A 20619-nucleotide genomic window follows, 5' to 3' on the forward strand; every position below is an offset into this window, starting at 1 on the left:
TGGCTTTATTTGTTACTTTCTAAATGCTCGTAATTGCTCATTTAGTTCCTTTGTTTGTGAATAAACTTGTTGATAGATGGTAAATAGTTTCTTGTAAGTTTCCACATTTTCCGGAACAGGGTAATAGGTTTTGGCAGTTTGAATAAATACTTGTGCACATTCCTTTAAGGATGGATACCAGCCGCAGCCATATGCCGCTAACATAGCCGCTCCCATTCCAGGTCCTTGTTCACTTGTAAGTTTTTCAATTTTTGCATTAAAGATGTCTGCCTGCATTTGCAGCCATGTTTCGTTCTTGGCCCCGCCGCCGATCGAAATAATGGAATCAATTGTCTTGCCGTTATTTCTAAAGATTTCAATTGATTCATTTAAGGAGAAGGTGATCCCCTCGAGTACAGACCGGGCAAAATGCTTCCGCTCATGTGCTGCATCAATGCCAATAAAGCTTCCGCGAATATTTGAATCTGCATGAGGAGTTCTTTCCCCTACTAAATAAGGAGTGAATAGTAATCCATTGCTTCCTGCAGGTACATCCTCAACACCTTCTAAAAACTGATCAAAGGCTTCAGTGCCGGCGAATGTATCTTTAAACCAGCTTAGACTGTAACCCGCCGCCAGGGTTACACCCATTGTATAGTAAGCATTTTCTTCGCTGTGATTAAAGTAGTGAACCTTCCCTTCAAAATCCAGGTCATTTCTTTCTTCATAAGAAAGAACGACTCCTGAAGTGCCGATGCTGCATAACGTTTTGCCTTCAAAAAGAATCCCTGAACCAATGGCGCCACAGGCATTGTCCGCACCGCCGGCAAATACTTTGGTTGCTTCCGATAATCCAGTTGCTCCGGCAAATTCAGCCGTAATCGTTCCAACAAAAGCATGAGATTCCACTAATGGAGGGCAGAATTCAGCGGAAAGACCAAATCGTTCTAAAACCTCACTGCTCCACTTACGATTTGCTACATTTAACAGCAAGGTTCCCGCCGCATCAGAATATTCCATGTGAATATTTCCGGTTATTCGGTAACGGAGATAATCCTTCGGAAGCATAAATACATGTGCACGTTCAAAGATTTCAGGCTCTTCTTCTTTTACCCAAAGAATTTTTGGCAGGGTAAAACCCTCTAAGGCGGGGTTTTTGGTTACTTCCAATAAACGCTGTTTGCCAACCACCTCGTAGATTTCTTGACATTGTTTCGTTGTTCTCGTGTCATTCCACAAAATCGCGTTTCGCAGCACCTGATTATCCTGGTCTAAAAGAACAAGGCCATGCATCTGCCCGGAGAAGCTGATACCCTCGATATCGTTTACATCTCCATCGAATTGCCCGATTAGTTCAGCTAATCCTGCAGTGGTTTTTTCGACCCACTCTTCCGGGTTTTGTTCGCTGTAGCCTGATTTTTCAATAATGAGGGGATAGGTTTTTGATACTTCTTTGCACACTTCACCATTCTGATTGACGAGTAAGATTTTTACCGCACTCGTTCCGAGGTCAACACCAATTACGTATTTCATCCTTATCATCCTTTTCTAAAAAAAGTGCTGGAGTAATTGGCTGCCAGCACTTTTTTCGTCATTATTAATAGCTCTTTTCGTAAGCTTTGTTGTTTTTGGAAATTATTAAAGGTCATTTACAAAGTTTCTAGGCAATTTTCGCAAATGTTCTTACGAAAAGATGCCACGAAGAATCTAGTGATACGGGTTGATGAACCTATACGAAAAACAACTATCTTTGCGAAAATAGCCTTTTTATTAAACGGTTACACTTGAAAGAGTTTCTAGTAAATATTGATTGATTGTAGCCTTAAGGCGTTCTGTTCTGCCTGAAATATTCTTAATCTCTGTTAATTGAAGGGCATAAGCTTCTAGCTCACGGAAGTTTGTTCTGCCTTCCACGATTTCTAAACCGATGCCTTTTGTAAAGCTGCTATAGCGTTCTTCGATAAAGCTATCTAGTACTTTATCTTCAATTAATTTGTTTGCTACTTTCAGACCAACAGCAAATGCATCCATGCCAGCAATATGTGAGTAGAATAGATCTTCAGGCTCGAACGAACCTCTTCTCACCTTTGCATCGAAGTTTAAGCCGCCGCTGCCTAGTCCGCCATTTTTCAGAATTTCATACATTGCAAGAGTATTAGTGTACAAGTCAGTTGGGAATTCATCTGTATCCCAGCCAAGTAATGTATCACCCTGGTTTGCATCAACAGATCCAAGCATACCGTTAATTCGTGCGGTTCTAAGCTCGTGCTCAAAGGTATGACCAGCAAGTGTCGCGTGGTTGGCTTCGATATTAAACTTGAAATAATCGGTTAGATCATATTTTTGTAAGAATGCGAGTCCAGTAGCCACATCAAAATCATATTGGTGCTTTGTAGGCTCTTTTGGTTTTGGCTCAATTAAGAATGGAACATTTAAGCCAATTTCTTTAGCATAGTCAACTGCCATATGGAAGAAGCGTGCCAAGTTGTCTTGTTCAAGCTTCATATCTGTGTTAAGAAGAGTTTCATAGCCTTCGCGGCCGCCCCAGAATACATAGTTTTCCGCACCAAGTTCTTTTGCTACTTCTAAGCCTTTTTTCACCTTGGCCGCGGAGTAAGCAAACACGTCTGCGTTTGGAGAAGTCGCAGCACCATGAACATATCTAGGATTTGTGAACATGTTCGCTGTATTCCAAAGCAATTTTGTTTTGCTTGTTTTCATATTTTCTTTAATCATTGCCACGATAACATCTTGATTCTCGTTCGATTCTTTTAACGTGCTTCCTTCTGGAGCAATATCCACGTCGTGGAAAGCGAAGAAAGGTACATTTAATTTTTCAAAAAGTTCAAATGCTGCTTCTACACGTGCCTTTGCCAAGTCTAATCCTGTAAAACGATCCCATGGACGGATGGCTGTACCTACCCCAAATGGATCTGTTCCGTCAGCAGTAAAGGTGTGCCAGTATGCTACGGAGAAACGAAGAATTTCTTCCATCGTTTTGCCGTTAATTTTTTCCTCAGGGTTATAGTATTTGAATGCCAATGGATTTTTTGATGAAGCGCCTTCAAATTGAATTTTGTTTACCGTTTCGAAATATGCCATGGGGGTATGCCTCCTAGTAGTTTGTTGGTTCAGATTGTAACTGCTTACAAAAAGGGCTGCTAATCTTGAAAAATCTGTAACCCTTGTTTAATCAAATTATAGCACCCTAAACTTTGTTTGTCTATTCAATAAACTAAGTTTATTTAAAATTAATTTTAAGGGCTGCCTGTTTAAGCTCAGACTATTAAACTAACGCCACTGCAGCTCGACTTTCAATCGATTGGTAGCATGCATCAATAACCCTCATGTTTTGAAGTGTATTTTTTGCTGAATAAGAAGGGGCGGAACCTTCTATAATAACCTGTGAAAAATGGTCGATTTGCATTTTATATTGATCAGCGGTAATCATTTCAGAACGTGTCCCATTCTCTGATTCAATTAGAATGACTCCCTCATTGTCTGCCACATCTGGTCTGTAGGCAGCTGGAACCGTAATTCTACCCTTTGTTCCAACAATTTCATATTCCTGTCTAAAAGACATATCGAAACTGCAATCAAATACAGTGTTTATTCCATTTTCCAGCTTCATATAGACAATCGCCGATCGGTCGATTCCATTTCGCCCATCGAGTTCCGCGAACGCTTCAACTCTGACAGGTTCAGATTTCAAGATGTTACGGATCGCATGAATACAGTAGCAGCCGATATCATAAATACTTCCGCCGCCCATTTCCTTTTTCATACGGATATTGGTTAGCTCATCTTTTAAGAAATAAGAAAAACATGCGCGCATGAATTTGATTTCACCAATCTCACCTGATGTTACTATTTCTCGAACTCTATGATGTTGAGGATGAAATTGATGCATAAAAGCTTCCATGAATATCACATTATTTTCACGGCAGCACTCCACCATCTCTTGTGTTTCTTTAGCAGTTAAGGCAGCCGGTTTTTCGACAAGGACGTGCTTCCCATGTTTAGCAGCTTCCATCACCCATTGTTTATGCAAATGATTGGGAAGCGGGATGTAAACGGCTTCAATTTCTTGATCCATAAGCAGCTTATGATAGGAATCATAAAATTTCGGGATTGAGAATCTCTCCGCAATTTCCTTCGCTTTGTCACCCCTGCTGGCAATCGCCGCAACTTCAGCATAGTCTGAGTGTAAAATCGCTGGAATTACTTTTGTTTTAGCAATATCTGCTGTGCTAATGACTCCCCATCGAATCCTTCTCAACTATCTCACCCCCCATCTATCTTTGTATATCCATTAAATTAAGTTGATTATAACATCAGAATCCCCATTTGTATATTCATTAAACTAAGTTTGTGTTAAAATAAATTTACTACCGAATAAGGAGTTTTATTGTGGAAACGATGACCTGGAATCAACAGATTGTTAAAAAAAATAATAAAGCACTCGTATTGCAATTAATTATCGAAAAAGAACCGATTTCAAGAGCTGACATTGCCCAAGTTTCCGGCTTGCATAAGGCAACCGTTTCTTCTTTAGTAAATGAACTATTAGAGGAAGAACTTATCTATGAATCAGGACCAGGTGAGTCAAGCGGCGGCCGTCGCCCTGTTATCCTTCATTTCAATAAAGTCGCCGGGTTTGCAATTGGGATTGATATTGGCGTTAATTATGTTCTAAGTGTTTTAACGGATTTAAAAGGCAATATTCTGATTGAAAAAAATCAACCCCTTGCACAAACTGTCTATTCTGAAGTCATGAGCACCGTTAAAAATATGATTCAATCGCTCATCAATGAGATGCCGGGCAGCAGATATGGCATTGTCGGGATCGGAGCAGGTGTGCCCGGGATAGTTAACAAAGAGGGGTCTGTCCTTTTGGCTCCGAACTTAGGATGGAAAAATGTTCAGTTAAAAACCGATCTTGAGAATGAGTTCCGTGTCCCTGTCATGATTGAAAACGAAGCAAATGCAGGGGCTGTTGGCGAACAGCAGCTTGGGGCAGGTCAAGACTACCAGAATATTATTTATATTAGTGCTGGAATTGGAATTGGCGTGGGGATTATCTTAAACAAAGTGTTATATCAAGGGAGAAATGGTTTTTCCGGCGAAATGGGGCATATGATCATTGATCTCAACGGTAAGCTGTGTAGTTGCGGCAGCAGAGGCTGCTGGGAGGCATATTCATCTGAAAATGCTCTGTTGGAGATGGCTGGCAAAAACACGGATTCACTTGAGGCATTGATTAAGCGGGCTGAAAATAGTGATGAAGCAGCTAAGCATCTATTTGGAGAAATCGGCAATTACCTCGGGTTTGGTATTAATAACATTATTAATACGTTTAACCCGGACCAGGTGATCATCGGAAACCGATTAGCCTTGGCAAAAGAATGGATGGTGCAGCCTATCCGAACGATTATTGAAAATCATACACTCTCGCACCATCAAAAAGAATTGCAATTAGACTTTTCCAAGCTCGGAAAATATTCTACTGTATTGGGTGTAACTGCTTTTGTTGTTGAGAACTTTATCAAAGAAGAAGCAAGAACCTCCTAAATCGAATATTACTGGCGAAATCGTCCAGCCCTGCCCTTTAATGAAGGCAGGGCTGTTTTTTTACTATAGCTGTATTTCAATGCCCTTTTTGGATAAGATCTATAAGGACAGCTTCTGTCTCTTTTTGGCTTTTTTTGTCCTCATGAAGGCTCTATGAGGACAGCTTCTGCTTCCTTTTGGCTTTTTTTGTCCTCATGAAGGCTCTATGAGGACAGCTTCTGCTTCCTTTTGACTTTTTTTGTCCTCATGAAGGCTCTATGAGGACAACCTCTGCCTCCTTTTGGCCTTTTTTGTCCTCATGAACGCTCTCAATAAAAAATATTCAACAAAAAGTTAGTTTAATGAATGTACAAAGTTAACCAACTTCAGGTATAATGATTTTATAAGTACCGATTCTATTTGATGGAGAGGATATTATGGAAAAAAACTCTAAACCTAATGAACCTTTAGTTACACACATCTTTACGGCAGATCCTTCTGCACATGTTTTTGAAGGAAAACTTTATATTTATCCTTCCCATGATATTGAACATAGTGGAAAAACTATTGATGATGGTAGTGGTGATCAATATGCAATGGAAGATTACCATATTTTATCAATGGACGATGTCAGCGCACCATGTGTAGACAACGGAGAAGCGCTTCACTTAAGAGATATTCCTTGGGCAAGCAAACAGCTTTGGGCACCCGATGCGGCATATAAAAATAACACGTATTATTTATTTTTCCCAGCAAGAGATAAGGATGGGATTTTCAGAATTGGCGTCGCGACAAGCCCTAATCCAGCTGGACCTTTTACACCAGAGGAAAATTATATACCGGGCAGCTTCAGTATTGATCCCGCGGTGCTAGTAGATGACGATGAAAGAGCATTTGTTTATTTTGGCGGCCAATGGGGTGGGCAGCTGGAAAAGTGGCAGACAGGTACATTCAATCCTGATGCTGAAGGTCCAGCTCCATCAGAACCGGCAATAGGACCAAGAGTAGCTGAATTAAATGAAGATATGCTGACGTTTAAAGGCGAACCGCAGGAAATTTCCATTATTGATGAAGAAGGCAACCCGATTCTTGCAGGTGACGAAGACCGGAGATATTTCGAAGGCCCATGGGTTCATAAATACAATGGTCTTTACTATTTATCCTATTCGACAGGTACTACTCATAAAATTGTTTATGCGGTTAGTGAAAATCCACAGGGCCCGTTTGTGTTCAAAGGGACCATTCTGACACCTGTAATCGGCTGGACTACCCATCATTCGATTGTCCAATTCAAGGATAAGTGGTATCTGTTCTATCACGATTGCTCATTATCAGATGGCGTCGACCATAAGCGATCTGTAAAATACACAGAACTGAAATATAATGATGACGGAACAATTCAAACAATAGACCCTTATGGGGATAATAAATAGAAAGAAAGCTGGCTTCATTGATTGAGGCCAGCTTTTTTCATTCGTATTAAAAGAAATCAAAAAACGCTGATTTCATCACGGGAACCTTTTTTTCGAATAGATCAATCTCTGTCTTAGCTCCAGTTAAGAATCCCATTTCATAAAGCTCCATCGGCCGTTTGCAGCCAAATAGAATCGCTGAAAGAGAATTGATATTCAATTGAATCCCTTTTTTAGGAGGGTGAACACATTGAGCCCCGGCTTTTTCCTTAAATACCTTTGTTTCGCCATTTCCAAGTAAATAGCTTCCATTATTCCAAGGTGCATGTGTATCTTCAAGATGAAGGAATAGGGACTCATCTTCATTGTTAAACGAAAATCTTTGCAAACATTCCTCGGCATCTACGATTCTTGCCATAAAATATGGAAATAACTCTGTTTTTACCCTAGGCTGTTTTAGAAAATAAGGAAAAGGATCGTGACTTGCGAGATTTATTGTTACTGTTTCCACCATGGAATCATGCTGGCAGATAAAATTCCAAAGCCCTATCCTTGCTTCGTGGTCAAGGGCAACCAGCTCTTCAATATCCATTTTTTTATCCTTCACATGGTACAAAATATAACCCTTACTCTCACTCGCGGAATTGTAGTAGACAGCAAGCTGCGAATCTTCATCATATACATTTTGTTTCCACCAATTTGGCTCGCGCTTCAGCATACCTGTATATCGGGAAGAAAATTGCTCGTAAACTTGTTCTATTTCTTCGTTATGGGTCTCTTTGGAATATCTCCTAATAAAACCTTCCTGCGGTTCTAGAAACTTTAGATCAATTTTTCCAATCGTGATTTTTTTCTTTTCACTTAATATTTCCCATCCGTATTTCCGATAAAAAGAAATATCAAAGGGATGCAGCAGTGATACAATCTGATCGTTATCACGCATTTGTTTCAAGGAATCAATCATGAGTGCCTTTACATACCCATTTCGCCGATATTCAGGATACGTGGCGACCCCAGCGATGCCTCCCATTTTCCATACGGTATCGTTCATGTAAATGTTTAGCGGAATAATGTGTAATTTGGCCGCTAGAAGGTTTTCATCCCATATTCCTAAAATCCTATGATTTTTTACTGCTTCTTTTCTGGCTGGCAGTTCAGATTCCGGAACCTTATATTGAAAGGCATACATTGATAGTTTCATTGAATCTAAGAATTCAGCTTCCGTTACTTCTCTTACTAACATTTAGATCAACCCCCCTTTTTCATCAACTGAAATTATCGCATATAAAACGTTTACATTCCAGTTTTATCCTTTAACACAGCCCAAAAATAAAAAGCCTAGGATTGTATCCCAAGCTCATTCAAAACATTGCTTTAGTAAATCTTCCATTTGTTCGATTGTGATGCCATCAACTGCCTGTGCTTCCAAACTTTCATACCTCTCAAGGGCTTCAGCCAATAAATCTCTCTCTACATCTTTCATTGTGATCACCTGCTTTAATTTGTGTGATGATTCATATTTTTCACTAGCAATGAACAGATTATTTATCATACTTTTGAAAGCTTATTTCACGGCCCTCCAAATGGTCCATCTATCTTTTTCAACAATATTCGTCTCTGATTTAAGTGACTTATCAATGTGATTTATTAATACTTTTAATTCGTTATCATCTAATTCATGTAGAATACTTCTGCCTGTTCTTTCACTCAAATCTTGAAGTAATTGACCTTTCGTTTCATACACTTTTCTTGTTTCCCATAATGTTATCTCTTGAATATCTTTAAATCCAGCTTCCTTAAGAGCTGAGACAACAGTTTGGGAATCGTGCCGGCGCTTTGTTTCCGTTTCAATTAATCGTGGAAAAAGTTCAAAGAAATATCCTCTAATATGGCTATTAGTTCCTTCTAGTAAACAATCAGCTTGAGTACGGTCCTGAACGATATAGACACCATCCTCCTTAAGAATTCTATTTGCTTCATTGAAACAGGCTGGTAAATCCTTAAAATGGTGAATTAATGCTCTTTCCAGCAGCAAATCAAAACTATTACTCTCTAAACCTGATGCAAAAGCACTTCCATGCTTAAAGGATATGTTTTTATATTCTTTACAGTTTTCTCTTGCTCCTTCAAGAATAGGTTCGGAAAAATCGACACCCGTAACCGTGGCTGCACCCATGTCTGATAGTGCCATTGAATAAATTCCTCCTCCGCAGCCTATATCTACAGCTTTAGAAATTTTTTCGATAGGCACAAGGTCTTTTATGGCCTCCGTCCAGGTGTAATCAGCCGTTCTGGTTGTATAGGTAACACGATTTTTTTTACTATGAAAATCAATACCCATTTTCATCCCACCTCGTTTCAATTCTAAGCAGTTAAATTTTACCATGCGGCAAGTGTTTTAAACAAATCATTTTCAGTTGCCATTATTTAATCGAACGCCATTTAAATTAACTGAAAATTGACAAAAATGTAAATCGAACTTAACATTCCTTCCTTATGCTTTAGTTGTAACAAACTAGAGGATTGGGAGGCGAAGAAAAGAGTGAAAGGATCATTGAAAAAGAACGCCATGAGCAAAGCAGTTCTTGCTTTTGTTCTTACATCTTCTTTGACGGCGAGCATTGTTATTGCCTCTGGGATTCCGGATAAAAAAGGCGTCCCCCAAAGCAACGCGAATAATAAGAATCGTTTCATTCAATTGCATTTACTCGGCGTAAACGACTTTCACGGACAACTAAACGTCACCCGAAAATTCAATGGAAAAAATGTCGGCCGAGTGGATTATCTCGCAGCCTATTTGAAGGAAAGGAAAGCGAAGAATAAGAACACCCTTTTGGTTCATGCCGGTGACATGGTTGGGGCGAGTCCCCCCGTATCCTCGCTCCTGCAGGATGAACCAACGATCAAAGTGTTAAACAAATTAGGCTTCAATGTTGGAACCTTGGGAAATCACGAATTTGACCAAGGTGTGAAAGAAATGATGCGCTTGATTCAAGGAGGATTCTACCCCAATACTGGATATTTTGAAGGTACTCAATTCCCCTATATATGTGCCAATGTTATTAACATCAAAACAGGTAATCCACTCCTTCCTCCCTATAAAATTTTCAAAGTAAATGACATACCAATAGGATTTATTGGCGTTGTCTTAGATGATACACCATCGATGGTTAATCCTGATGGAATCAAAGACATTAAATTCGTCGATGAAGTAACCGCCATTAATAAAGCGGTGTCACAGTTAAAAAAACAAGGTGTAAAAGCGATCGTTGTATTGGCTCATAATGAGGGCAGGCAGGCTCGTCCCGATAGTCCCGCTGCCGGTGAAATCGTAGAAATGGCCAAAAAGGTAGACAAGGAAGTTGACGTAATGTTCGCCGGACACAGCCATACGTATCTTAATACAGTAGTCGATGGAAAGCTGCTTGTTCAAGCCTATTCTTATGGAACGGCTTTCTCCGATGTTTCCTTAGAGATTGATCCCCTTACGAAGGACATTGTGAGCAAAAAAGCGGAAATTGTGATGGTCTATCAGGATTCGATTAAACCGGATGTCGAAATCAAGAAAATGGTAGATAAGTATGAAGCCGATGTTTCTTCCTTTGTTGATGAAGTCGTTGGCAAGGCAGCTAACGATATTTCTAGCCATCGAAACAAAAATGGAGAATCCCCGTTGGGTAATCTCATAGCTGATTCTATGAGGAAAGAGATGCATTCAGATTTCGCGTTTATTAACCTCGGTGGAATTCGTGCTGACGTTCATGGCGGAAACATCACTTATGAGGAATTATTAACCATCCTGCCTTTTAAACGAAAACTAGTGAAAATGACGCTGACTGGCGATCAAATCTGCCTCCTTTTAAATCAGCAATGGCAGCCCGATAAATTGAGAATACTGCAAATTTCCGGGCTGAAATATACCTGGGACAACACGAAACCTGTTGGCAACAAAGTGGTTGATATTTTCACTACTAAAGGAATGGCGATTAATCTGAAAGAAACATACACCGTTACGATAAATGACTACCTTGCCGAGGGCGGTGACAATTTCAAGGTTTTGCTTGAAGGGACTCATAAATCTGTTGGCTCTATAGATGTTGCTGTGTTTAAAAAATACCTATTACAGTTTACAGTTCCGATTACTCCCATAATTGAAGGACGGATTCAAAAAATTCGATAAAGAAATAATCTTTACACATCAAATAAATGAATGTGAATTTCATTAATAATCTGTAAATTTTGAACAATGAATATTTCAGGTATTTAATGAAACGGTTAAGATATGTTAAGAAATGGAAAATCGTATTCTTTTTTCTATTAAAACTTGTAAGATAGAACTGTAATACCAAATGCAAGCATTCAAGGAGGAATAAAAATGAAATCTTTCAAAAAGTGGTTTTTTGCTCTGATGTCAGCATTGATGTTACTTGGCGCGCTTACTGCATGCTCAGACACTAGCTCGAAAACGGATGATCCCAATACCCAACAAACTGATGATGGGTCACAAAGTGACGATGGTAACTCTGGTCAATAAGGAATATCAACATAGAAAAAAACGAGACGGCTCCTGCCGTCTTGTTTGCATTATAACTATCTACTAGTTTAGGAATATTTATCTACAATTGGAAAATAATTTTGGTACCTATTCCTCATTGATAATATCAGAGTATTAAATGATAATGATAATCGATATCAATGATAATTGTTATCAATTAACTCAGGGGGTATGAATATGTTTATTCAACTTTTAAAGGAAAACCGTTATGTATCCTTAATACTTACTGTACTTCGGCTCTATCTTGGCTGGCAGTGGTTAAATGCTGGCTGGGGGAAAATCTCTAGTGGAAATTTTGATGCAGCCGGCTTTTTGAATGGCGCAGTTAATAATATGTCTGGTGACCATCCTGCAGTGCAGCCTTGGTGGGGCAATTTTCTAAAAGAGGTTGCCATTCCATATGTCGATCTTTTTAATGTAATGGTTCCTTGGGGAGAATTTTTAGTAGGACTTGGATTAATTTTAGGCATTTTCACTTCATTTTCCCTGCTTATGGGGCTTACAATGAACTTTGCCTATATGTTATCAGGAACAACAAGTACAAATCCACAGATGGTTTTATTAGGATTGATTATTCTTGCAGCAGGTATGAATGCAGGAAAACTTGGATTGGATCGTTGGCTTACGCCTTACCTTGGAAGATTGATATATAAGAAATCAGGGAATGAACAAATTTCCCAAAGTACATAATGAAATGGCTCCTTTCATCATTCGAAAGGGAATTTCACAACTAAATAGCCACTTTTATATTAAAGAAACCTTGCTGCATGGCAGCAAGGTCATCATTTTTAATCAACATTAATAGGAAAATCAACAACAAAGGTCATAGGGATGCAAAGGAGGAGTTGCAGGGAAAATCCATTTCGGTCCTAATGAAGAATCCTTCCAATGCCACGCACCCAATGCTGCTGCACAAGCATCGATAAAATGACTTTGCTCTTCTTTTAATATGGGGAGTTCTGTTAAGTTTTGCTTTCCGAGCCAGTCCCAAATAAACTTTCTCGCTGATAGATTTTGTTTGTAGATCAAAACATACTTCAAATCATCTGGAGAAATCCTTGAGCCAATAACAGCCCCAGGATGCACTTCTACCATCGAAATAGGATTAGGAGTTTTAAGACTTTCAATTTCTCTGCTGAGCTTAATTCCTCTTACGGTTAGATAGACCATTCTGGTCATAGTGGGCGTCATGATGGATCCCTGCTTCATCCCTAATGCTGTAATAAACTTTCTAAGTTCACGGTCACCTTGCCTGTCTCCTCCCCCATCTTCATAGGATAATGGGGCATCAATGCCTACAACGACTTCGTCTAATTGACCTTGTTCTAAAATCTCATTCAAGATTCCCTGATCACTTACAGGACTAATCCATTTAACAAATTTTATATAGCTCCCTTGTGTTTCAAACACTGAAAGAACCGTATCCCTATGATTGCTAGGTCCGGACAAATCAATACCGATTACTCTCATAAAATGGCCTTCTCTTTCTACTGTTATGACCGATTAATTCACGATTTCCTTCACTCTGCCAACAATACCGCTCTCCAGCATTACCTTAATACCGTGCGGATGTGTGGCAGATTTGGTTAGTAATTTTGCGACCACACCCTCTGTTAATTTCCCGGTACGCTGGTCTTGTTTTTGTACAACCCGTACTTTAATTCCGGGTTTAATATTTTCTCGTATCGTGCCTGACATTTCAATTATCTCCTTTCAGATAGAGGAACAGCAGCTGGCATTGTTCCCCTTTATTCATTCGGATAGGTTTCTTTCAAGAACAAAACAGATTGGTTAATTAACTCTTTTAAAACTTCTACATCAATATCGGCAACCTTATTGATATATACACACGCTTTTCCTGTTGTATATTTTCCGAAGTCCTTTAACAGTTCCTCTCGCTTTGTATCACCCGGTGCAAAATACAAACTGATTTTGGCTTTTCGAGGAGAAAAGCCAACAAGCGGGGCATCGCCCTCGTGGCCAGATTCATATTTATAATGATAGGAACCAAATCCGATAATACTCGGTCCCCACATCTTTGCTGGATAACCAGTGGTTTCGGTAAAAATATCTAAAAGTTTATACGCGTCTTCCCGTTTCTTAAGGCTATCCACTTTCTCAATAAACTCAATAACACTGTTTTCCGTTTCTTTTGTTTTTAGTTCATACATGATATCTATCCCTCCTTATAACGGTATTCAGCCAGCCTTATTGTATAATTAATTTTTCCAATTATTTCTCTCTCCCATTATAGCAAAAACCTTGCTGGGTTAATCTGCAAGGTTTTTAATAGTTAACTATTCAAACTCCCCTTCAACCAAGGGCGATTTCGGTAAAAACTGATGGGGACCTGGACATCCTAGCCACCCCTTATGGAAACGGATGCGGATGTGGATTGAGCTGATCAACTGTCAGAGGATTTTTCAAATATCCAAGTTCCACCGGAACCTTAAGCACCCGCTCCAGACCCGTTACGCGGGTAAGGTGATGTCCGAAAGTCATCGGCAGCATCCCAGGAATCAGCACTTTTACGCAAAACAATCCGTTCCGTATCAATTCCGGTGTCGTCTGGTCTACCACAATCACATCAAGATTCAATTGGCGAAATACTTGAAGAATATCCTTCAGATCTTCAGTAAGATCCGTATGATTCGACCTCCAATGGAACTCTTCAGCAAACGTTCGCAATGGCCGATTATCATCCAGTAAAAAACTAAAACGCTCCTCTGCCTGCGGTAAACCGTTGACCATGCCATGATCATCCATTTTTTTCACCAAGGATGCATCCTGTAACATTCTTAAATATTCCTCTTGGTTTGCCTCAAATTTCTCATCAAGAGTCAGCATCATGCCGGCCAGCTCATGAACCGCACTTTTAACCGCACGCAACGGGTCGAGATGGGCTCCAGCTGCACAGATGAGATTCAATCCTTTTTGCTTTCTGTTTTTCGCAATAGCACAAATACTTGGAATTCCATGCTCCATTGTCGAGTTATATAAATACAGATCATATCCCGCAACGGCCCGCATGCGATCGATCATCAACTGTAATTCTTGATCGTCTGAGGAAGTTGGGTCCAGACGAGGCAAGGGCAACTGCGCATACCAGGTCATCAGAAATGAATCACGCTCCACCACTTCCATAATTCCGTAGAATATCGATTCTTCCAGGCTTCCGCCTAATGCGCATCCGTTTGAAGTTTCATAGACAAATTCATGCTGCCCGCATCCCAAACTGTAATAAGCAAGCAATTCGGGTACAAGAATGGGACGCTCTTCCAAAAATGAATAACCCCAAACCCAATTCATTGGTCGTTCAGGATTAAAAGCTTGGAATGGAAATCCACTCCGCTCATACTGTTCCTTTCCATGCACACCAACTTTGATAGGATCGAGTGCTTTATTTTTCAAATTCATGAAACTATCGTAGACTACTGTCCGTTTCCCGCGGGGTTCTAGTCCGCAGTACCGCTCTAGCCCTTCCAAAATGGCGGTTAACTCACTTACTTCATACGAATTGGTTCTGCCTGCAGTTCCCTCATCCCCCTGCAGCAAAGGCAGATTGACACTGACATCGGCAAATGGCGGCACGAGATAAACCATTTTTTCATTTAACAAGCCAGTCCGATGATCCAGATAATCTTTAACCAGCACCTCCTTCAGTTCCTCCAATGATCGGCTGCGGTAACTGTCAGCACTGACCTTAAGACTTGGCTGCAATGAAATGCGGGCAGCCTCCTCCGTATCGTCGGGGATACCACTGCAAACCGGACACAATGGGACAGGCAGGAAGGTGTGCCATGAACTCGTTAAGGTTTTCAAATTGATTAAACCTATCTGACTTTCCGAGCGGGCCTCGTTACCTTGCAAAATTCGGTCTACTTCTGCCCCAATGAAATGGGCCAGTTGCAAAAGCCCTGTATAAGATGCCCAGGCATCCTGCTGTATTCCACCGACCTCCTTCAGCCTCCCATGCATCTCCCTCATCTCTTTCCGGTCGCGTCCTGCCATTGCCATGTAACGCCGTATATCTGAACAATGAGAACACCCCGGTTTCCCCGGTTGAACAAATGGCCCGACGATACCCTCTCCAAATGAAACGAAGCCTCGCAGCCATGGGGTGCCGGTTCTCCTAAAAACCTCATCTGCCTTTTGATGGTCAGAGGGACTCCAGGCATCCTGCAACACCAGAGCTAAATCCATTTTTTTCGGTATAAATGCCCCAAATTGGGTTTGACGTACTACATGGTAATGGGTGAATAATTCTTCGCACACACGGTCCGCCACCACCCCTTCTCCGACAACCAATACAACTGGGTTCACCTGGATTCCTCCCCTTTAAGCAATACACCAAACACTCCTGCCAATTTCTCTTTTATAAAAGGCTCAAGCTCCAGCTCAAAGACCAAAAGCCGCTTATGGTTTCGTTCCAGCACTTCTAATGCAGACTTTAGAGTCTGAGCTTCGACCCTTTCATTTTTGGCAGGGATATCAATATTCTGCGGCTCCTTGTCCTCGAGATGGACTGAACTATGCTTCAGTGGCAGCGCCGGGCTGAATGATGATTGGTTTTGAACTCCAAAAACAGCGTTTTGTAACGCTTTCCGTAAAGCCAGCGTTATATTCAAGTCAACACTGCGATACCATCCATCATTCGTTCCAACCCATACCACAGGGAAACCCAGTATTTCCTTGCCTAATCCGATCATTGGCGTTCCCTGCAAGGTAGTCAATGACTGCAAATAAAACTTGCACCTTTCGTCTTCCATTTTTCTAATCTGCACTTGTGCGACAAAATTCTTTTTATCAAGATGCTGCTTGCGCAGTTCCTCTTCCAAACACTTTTGCAATCCGCGAGATACACTTTCCGCAACGGTTTCCCCTGCACCAATGCCGAAGAATTCTTGTGATTCTATCAAACTATTACCAGCTGTATGTGATGATAGTGTTGGAACAATCAAATCGACCATTTGAGCTGCATATGATTCAATCCCAGCAAACCCTGCCTCTGTTCTTGCCTCCTCGTGTGTCAGACCTGTACAAACTATCTCTTGCAGTAATCCGGCAGGGCCCTCCGACAATGGATTAACGGCTTGGACGCGGCATTGAGCTAACGGAAGCTGCTTTAAATCCCCCTCTTCCCAAATATGAAAAATTCCTGATTCCTTTGATGTTAACTGGTGGAAGTAAAGAAGCAATTCACTTGGCTCACCTTTTCTCAAGCCATGTTCGGCCAGTATCTCGGTATCCTCCACCCATTTAGCCGATTTTCGTCCAGTCACGAGTAGATGCGGAAAGAACGAATGCCATTTTCCTTCCATCGTATCCAAATCAAGCAGGAAGAAATTATTATTTTGTTTTGATTTGGTCACTCCAGTAATCTCTTTAAACAATTCAAATACAATTACATTTGCCAACATCGCTCCCGCTTTGGAAGAGAATCCGGCTAATTGCCTGTCTTTCATAAGCACAGAATGGTGCAATCGCCTCCACGCAGACTCCCAGCACACGTCAGAGTCCTGATGTACTAGCGGACCAGCTATCCCGACCTTTTGCAGGCAAATAGAGGGGAGAAAAATCTTCTTCTCTTCCAGGCAAACCGAATGAAGAAGCCGCAGTTCCTCGAGATCACCTTCCTCTGACACATATAAAACGGCATCAAATGATTGGATGATTTCCCTCCAAAATCTAACCCCATTCTCCTCTAATGCCATTTCCTCTACTTCCACCTCATAATCTGTTTTACGAGCATGCGCTGCTAGTTCCATTATCTGCCGTCTATTAGTCGGTTTTTTATCCGTGATTAGCAGTTTGAATTTAGGCAAACCCGATTCCAGCAACGATGCAACTAACGAACTAAAAAAAGGACCCGATCCAACTGCCAGCACTTTGGCCTGCCGGTAGGTTTGAAAACGGTATGCCCCCGAATCGACAAAACTGTTCACAAATTCAATTTGGGGACCGTACTTTTTAATCAAGTGATCCTCCAATTGATGTGGATGGTCTTTGCTTACATCGCTGACAAACCCATTTCGATACAGCACTTCCGCAATTTCATACACCCGTTCCCTGTATGGGCCCGGTAATCCGTCTGTTAAATTCTCTAGCGTGTACTCTCCGTTGAACATCGGAATCAGCTTTTCAACCCACTGATTAATCGAACTGCCTTCCATACGGAACGAGCTTAAGTTGTTCCGAAAATACACACCATTGTTAGAATCAGGAAGATAAAAAGTGTCCCTTTTTATTTTCAAACGCATAGAAGGGTTCAAACTTGTCATATCGTTCCTCCTTAGCCGCAATTGTCCCCAAATCTGCATCAATTCATCACTATCATCCTATGTATCTCCAGTTGTCCCATATGTCTATCTAAAACAGAACACCCCTGCAAAAACTCAGGCAGGGGCGTTCTCTTTACATGGGGGGACCACTGTATTGTTCCAAAACTAGAGCTTTTAACCGCCGCAACGGTGGCCGCCGCATCGGCCACAGCCTCCACAGCCTCCACAGCGATGACCGCCGCAATGATGAAAACAACTAGAACAACTAAAGCAACTAGAACAACTAAAGCAGCTAGAACAACTAAAGCAACTAGAACAACTAAAGCAGCTAGAACAACTAAAACAGCTAGAACAGCGATGAAAACCGCCGATACCACCGATACCGCCGATACCACCGATTCCGCCAAGGCCACCTAATTGACGCGCCTGATCAATATAGTACTGGTTTAAGTCAAAAGGAACGGCTTCGCTCGCCTGGAAATCACCAACATTCAACATTTGGAGTTCGTTTTGCCAAGGATTCATTTTCATACCTCCGTATAGTATATAAAATCGACATGACTTGCCGGCCACATGAAAAAGGGACAGAGACATCATGACAAGAAAACAATAGGCTTACAGATATATCCACTAATACCTAAAGTCTTCTCTTCAACAAATTATGTAATTGTATAGGTATTGCAACTGATTCAAAGGCCTATTTTCTTTGATTCCGGGCCATGATGGGTAATCCAACAAATTTCCTTAGGTTATGAAAAAAGGCTGACCAATTGGTCAGCCTTTTATATGTCTTTGAATTTTCTTATGCCTGTACTTTTAATAGAGACTGCTTTTCTTCTTTCGCTCCCCCCCATGGTCCTTGCCAGCCAACCATTGACCAAATACCATGCTCCCGCCAGATAAAACAGCATGTGGACGGAGAACCAGTCAAATATAAAGCCTGCACCAAATATGCTTGCCACGATGATCAGCTGCAAAATGAATTGATGGATATTTTCCTTTTTCCAGCTTAGATTGTCTTTTTTATCAAATTCTTTTTCCGATAATTTATAAAGAGCTAGGCAGATTCCCATAAAGCATTGGATGAAGCAAACGTGGAAAATATTATGGGCGAACGGCACCGAAATCATCGACATCCCTAGTCCGAACAACGAAACGCTGTACATTTTATGAAGCGGAATTTGATGTGGAATCCAGGTTAGTGCAAAGAAACAGGCTGCTGATGATAAAGCGAATATGGCGTAAAGCACAGAAAAAGCGCTGTAAGTTTCCCCTATATTTTTCAAAAAGAGCAAGTAGTAGGGGAATACCGCAGTTTGAATAACAAGTACGCTTCCCCGGATCATCAGTTTAGTTTTCATTGCGGTACCTCTCATAAAACAGACTTGTGATATTCTCATTCGGGTCGTATTTTTCCTTTTCTTTAACGAATTCATTAAAGTTAGGGTAGGCTTCAAGCAATTGTTTTTTCGAAGCGTATGGGTAATAAGGTAAATAAAAGGTTCCATTGTGCCTTAAGGTAATATCAATCATCTCTTGAATGGCTTGCTGCGCTTTTTCCATATCCTGTTTTTGTTTCCCATGGTTGAATAATGCCACAAGGGCAATCATGTCGGTCTTGGCATACGAAAGTCTCGATGAATCGTCCTTAGATACATAGCGGATGGTGAAGTTAAGCAGATTAATGTCATCTTTTTTCAGAAACTCCTTCATGTCTTTGACATAGGAAGGATACTCATCGATGGGGATAAAAAATTCCTGCAGTGTGTCGGTGTTCTTTTGGTTTTTATATAGCAAAAAATCACTTTCCGAACGCATGGCATTGTTTCTTGATATCAGCGTTTTATCAAGGGATAGGATGTATTTTTCCTGCAGATACCAAAGCCAGTCTTTTCCGAAGCTGGTTTTGCGGGACAGATTTAAAAAGGAGTAGGTCAAAAATGGCTGTTGGTCTTCTTTCAACTTTCGAAGTTTTTCAGTCAGGGGCTGCTTCGTTTTATGGTATTCGACGACAAACATGCTGTCCATCGAGGTTTTCGGTGCAACTGAAATTCGCGCATAAGCCATTTTCACCTCGGGATTTTCCCTTATGGATTGGACATATTCCGGAAATTCCTCAACGCTTACCTTTTTCGAACTAATCTCATACACTTCATCATCCGTCACCTGCAATTCCACATCTAAAATGATACCAAATAGACCGTATCCGCCTAAAACATCCTTGAATAATTCCGGTTCGCTTTGCCGGTCGACTTTGACAATTTTCCCGTTTGGAAGCAATAAATGAAACCAATTAATTGAATTGCTAAGGGATTCGTTCTTAATGTCCCTCCCATGCACATTTACGCTGACCGCTCCACCGACAGTAAAAATATTCTGGCTTTGCATGACTTTTACAGCGAGCCCTTCCGGTGCCAGGGCTTTTTGGATGTCATCCCATGTCGCCCCGCTTTGGACATGGATGGTTTTTCTCTTTTTATCGATTTCTAGAATTCTATTAAAACTCGTCATATCCAACACAACCCCATCCGGGTAATAAGTATGTCCGCCCTGGGAGCGCCTTTTCCCAGCAATGCTGACCTTTAATCCCTCGCTTTGGGCTTTTTTTAGGATATGGGCAATCTGGTCTGCTTCTTTCCCTTTTTCAATCCGTTCAATTTTCGTTGGCAGGAGTCTGCCGACATCCTGGATGGTATGGTTTTGGTACATGTCATCAGCATAATGACTTAATGAATACTGGAAACAAGCAAATGAAGCGGAAAAAGTGAAAGCAACAAGAAAAATGATCACGCAAACAATTTTCTTGATATGAAGGCCTCCTCGCTCAATCTATTTTTATAGT

The 20619-nt window shown here is 40.9% G+C and carries 19 protein-coding genes; 5 read left to right on the top strand and 14 right to left on the bottom strand.

Annotated elements, in window-relative coordinates; translation table 11 throughout:
- Positions 1–12: 12 nt before the first annotated feature.
- The 3 genes from xylB to PH210_RS13065 all read right to left on the bottom strand — a co-directional run bounded on the left by xylB (position 13) and on the right by PH210_RS13065 (position 4258).
- Entirely contained in the window at positions 13–1512 is a 1500-nt protein-coding gene (gene xylB, locus PH210_RS13055; protein ID WP_289985941.1) for a xylulokinase, read from the bottom strand.
- Positions 1513–1749: 237 nt separating this feature from the next.
- On the bottom strand, positions 1750–3081 hold the full coding sequence (gene xylA / locus PH210_RS13060) for a xylose isomerase (RefSeq protein ID WP_289985942.1): 1332 nt from the start codon (positions 3079–3081) through the stop codon (positions 1750–1752).
- A 184-nt stretch (positions 3082–3265) separates the two neighbouring features.
- Positions 3266–4258, bottom strand: a complete 993-nt coding sequence (locus PH210_RS13065; protein ID WP_289985943.1) for a Gfo/Idh/MocA family protein — start codon at positions 4256–4258, stop codon at positions 3266–3268.
- 140 nt (positions 4259–4398) lie between these two features.
- Between PH210_RS13065 and PH210_RS13070 the strand changes: the two genes are divergently transcribed.
- Both PH210_RS13070 and PH210_RS13075 read left to right on the top strand, forming a co-directional pair.
- Positions 4399–5550: an ROK family protein gene (locus PH210_RS13070; RefSeq protein ID WP_289986163.1), complete on the top strand. Its 1152-nt coding sequence runs from the start codon at positions 4399–4401 to the stop codon at positions 5548–5550.
- A gap of 416 nt (positions 5551–5966) precedes the next feature.
- Complete coding sequence (locus PH210_RS13075) at positions 5967–6962, top strand: glycoside hydrolase family 43 protein (RefSeq protein WP_289985944.1); 996 nt, start codon at positions 5967–5969, stop codon at positions 6960–6962.
- A 46-nt stretch (positions 6963–7008) separates the two neighbouring features.
- Here the strand turns inward: PH210_RS13075 and PH210_RS13080 are convergent, their stop codons facing one another.
- From PH210_RS13080 to PH210_RS13090, 3 genes are all read right to left on the bottom strand, one after another.
- Positions 7009–8184, bottom strand: a complete 1176-nt coding sequence (locus PH210_RS13080) for a GNAT family N-acetyltransferase (RefSeq protein WP_289985947.1) — start codon at positions 8182–8184, stop codon at positions 7009–7011.
- A 114-nt stretch (positions 8185–8298) separates the two neighbouring features.
- A complete protein-coding gene (locus tag PH210_RS13085; RefSeq protein WP_289985949.1) occupies positions 8299–8424 on the bottom strand; it encodes a hypothetical protein in 126 nt (41 codons plus the stop codon).
- An 81-nt stretch (positions 8425–8505) separates the two neighbouring features.
- Positions 8506–9282 (bottom strand): class I SAM-dependent methyltransferase, encoded by a 777-nt coding sequence (locus PH210_RS13090; RefSeq protein WP_289985951.1) that lies wholly within the window; start codon positions 9280–9282, stop codon positions 8506–8508.
- Between the two features lie 228 nt (positions 9283–9510).
- Between PH210_RS13090 and PH210_RS13095 the strand changes: the two genes are divergently transcribed.
- The 3 genes from PH210_RS13095 (at position 9511) to PH210_RS13105 (ending at position 12186) form a co-directional block, all read left to right on the top strand.
- The gene (locus tag PH210_RS13095; RefSeq protein ID WP_483312113.1) at positions 9511–11121 is read left to right on the top strand and encodes a bifunctional metallophosphatase/5'-nucleotidase; all 1611 of its coding nucleotides are present in this window, start codon (positions 9511–9513) and stop codon (positions 11119–11121) included.
- Between the two features lie 195 nt (positions 11122–11316).
- Complete coding sequence (locus tag PH210_RS13100) at positions 11317–11475, top strand: hypothetical protein (RefSeq protein WP_289985953.1); 159 nt, start codon at positions 11317–11319, stop codon at positions 11473–11475.
- A gap of 198 nt (positions 11476–11673) precedes the next feature.
- Positions 11674–12186: a DoxX family protein gene (locus PH210_RS13105; protein WP_289985955.1), complete on the top strand. Its 513-nt coding sequence runs from the start codon at positions 11674–11676 to the stop codon at positions 12184–12186.
- A gap of 120 nt (positions 12187–12306) precedes the next feature.
- Here PH210_RS13105 and PH210_RS13110 read toward each other — a convergent pair whose 3' ends face one another.
- From PH210_RS13110 to PH210_RS13145, 8 genes are all read right to left on the bottom strand, one after another.
- Entirely contained in the window at positions 12307–12966 is a 660-nt protein-coding gene (locus PH210_RS13110) for a DUF429 domain-containing protein (protein WP_289985957.1), read from the bottom strand.
- A gap of 33 nt (positions 12967–12999) precedes the next feature.
- On the bottom strand, positions 13000–13194 hold the full coding sequence (locus tag PH210_RS13115) for a YwbE family protein (protein ID WP_223589028.1): 195 nt from the start codon (positions 13192–13194) through the stop codon (positions 13000–13002).
- A 50-nt stretch (positions 13195–13244) separates the two neighbouring features.
- The gene (locus PH210_RS13120; protein ID WP_289985960.1) at positions 13245–13667 is read right to left on the bottom strand and encodes a DUF1801 domain-containing protein; all 423 of its coding nucleotides are present in this window, start codon (positions 13665–13667) and stop codon (positions 13245–13247) included.
- A gap of 199 nt (positions 13668–13866) precedes the next feature.
- Positions 13867–15819, bottom strand: a complete 1953-nt coding sequence (locus tag PH210_RS13125; protein ID WP_289985961.1) for a TOMM precursor leader peptide-binding protein — start codon at positions 15817–15819, stop codon at positions 13867–13869.
- Positions 15816–17777 (bottom strand): putative thiazole-containing bacteriocin maturation protein, encoded by a 1962-nt coding sequence (locus PH210_RS13130; RefSeq protein ID WP_289985963.1) that lies wholly within the window; start codon positions 17775–17777, stop codon positions 15816–15818. Before PH210_RS13130 ends, PH210_RS13125 begins: the two co-directional genes overlap by 4 nt.
- A 174-nt stretch (positions 17778–17951) precedes the next feature.
- A complete protein-coding gene (locus PH210_RS29765; protein ID WP_354669987.1) occupies positions 17952–18374 on the bottom strand; it encodes a heterocycloanthracin/sonorensin family bacteriocin in 423 nt (140 codons plus the stop codon).
- A 185-nt stretch (positions 18375–18559) separates the two neighbouring features.
- Positions 18560–19138 (bottom strand): hypothetical protein, encoded by a 579-nt coding sequence (locus PH210_RS13140; protein WP_289985968.1) that lies wholly within the window; start codon positions 19136–19138, stop codon positions 18560–18562.
- The gene (locus tag PH210_RS13145; protein ID WP_289985970.1) at positions 19128–20567 is read right to left on the bottom strand and encodes an FAD-binding oxidoreductase; all 1440 of its coding nucleotides are present in this window, start codon (positions 20565–20567) and stop codon (positions 19128–19130) included. Before PH210_RS13145 ends, PH210_RS13140 begins: the two co-directional genes overlap by 11 nt.
- Positions 20568–20619 lie beyond the last annotated feature (52 nt).

It is taken from the genome of Paenibacillus sp. BSR1-1 (assembly GCF_030403775.1).
Classification (GTDB): Bacteria; Bacillota; Bacilli; order Bacillales; family Cytobacillaceae; genus Neobacillus.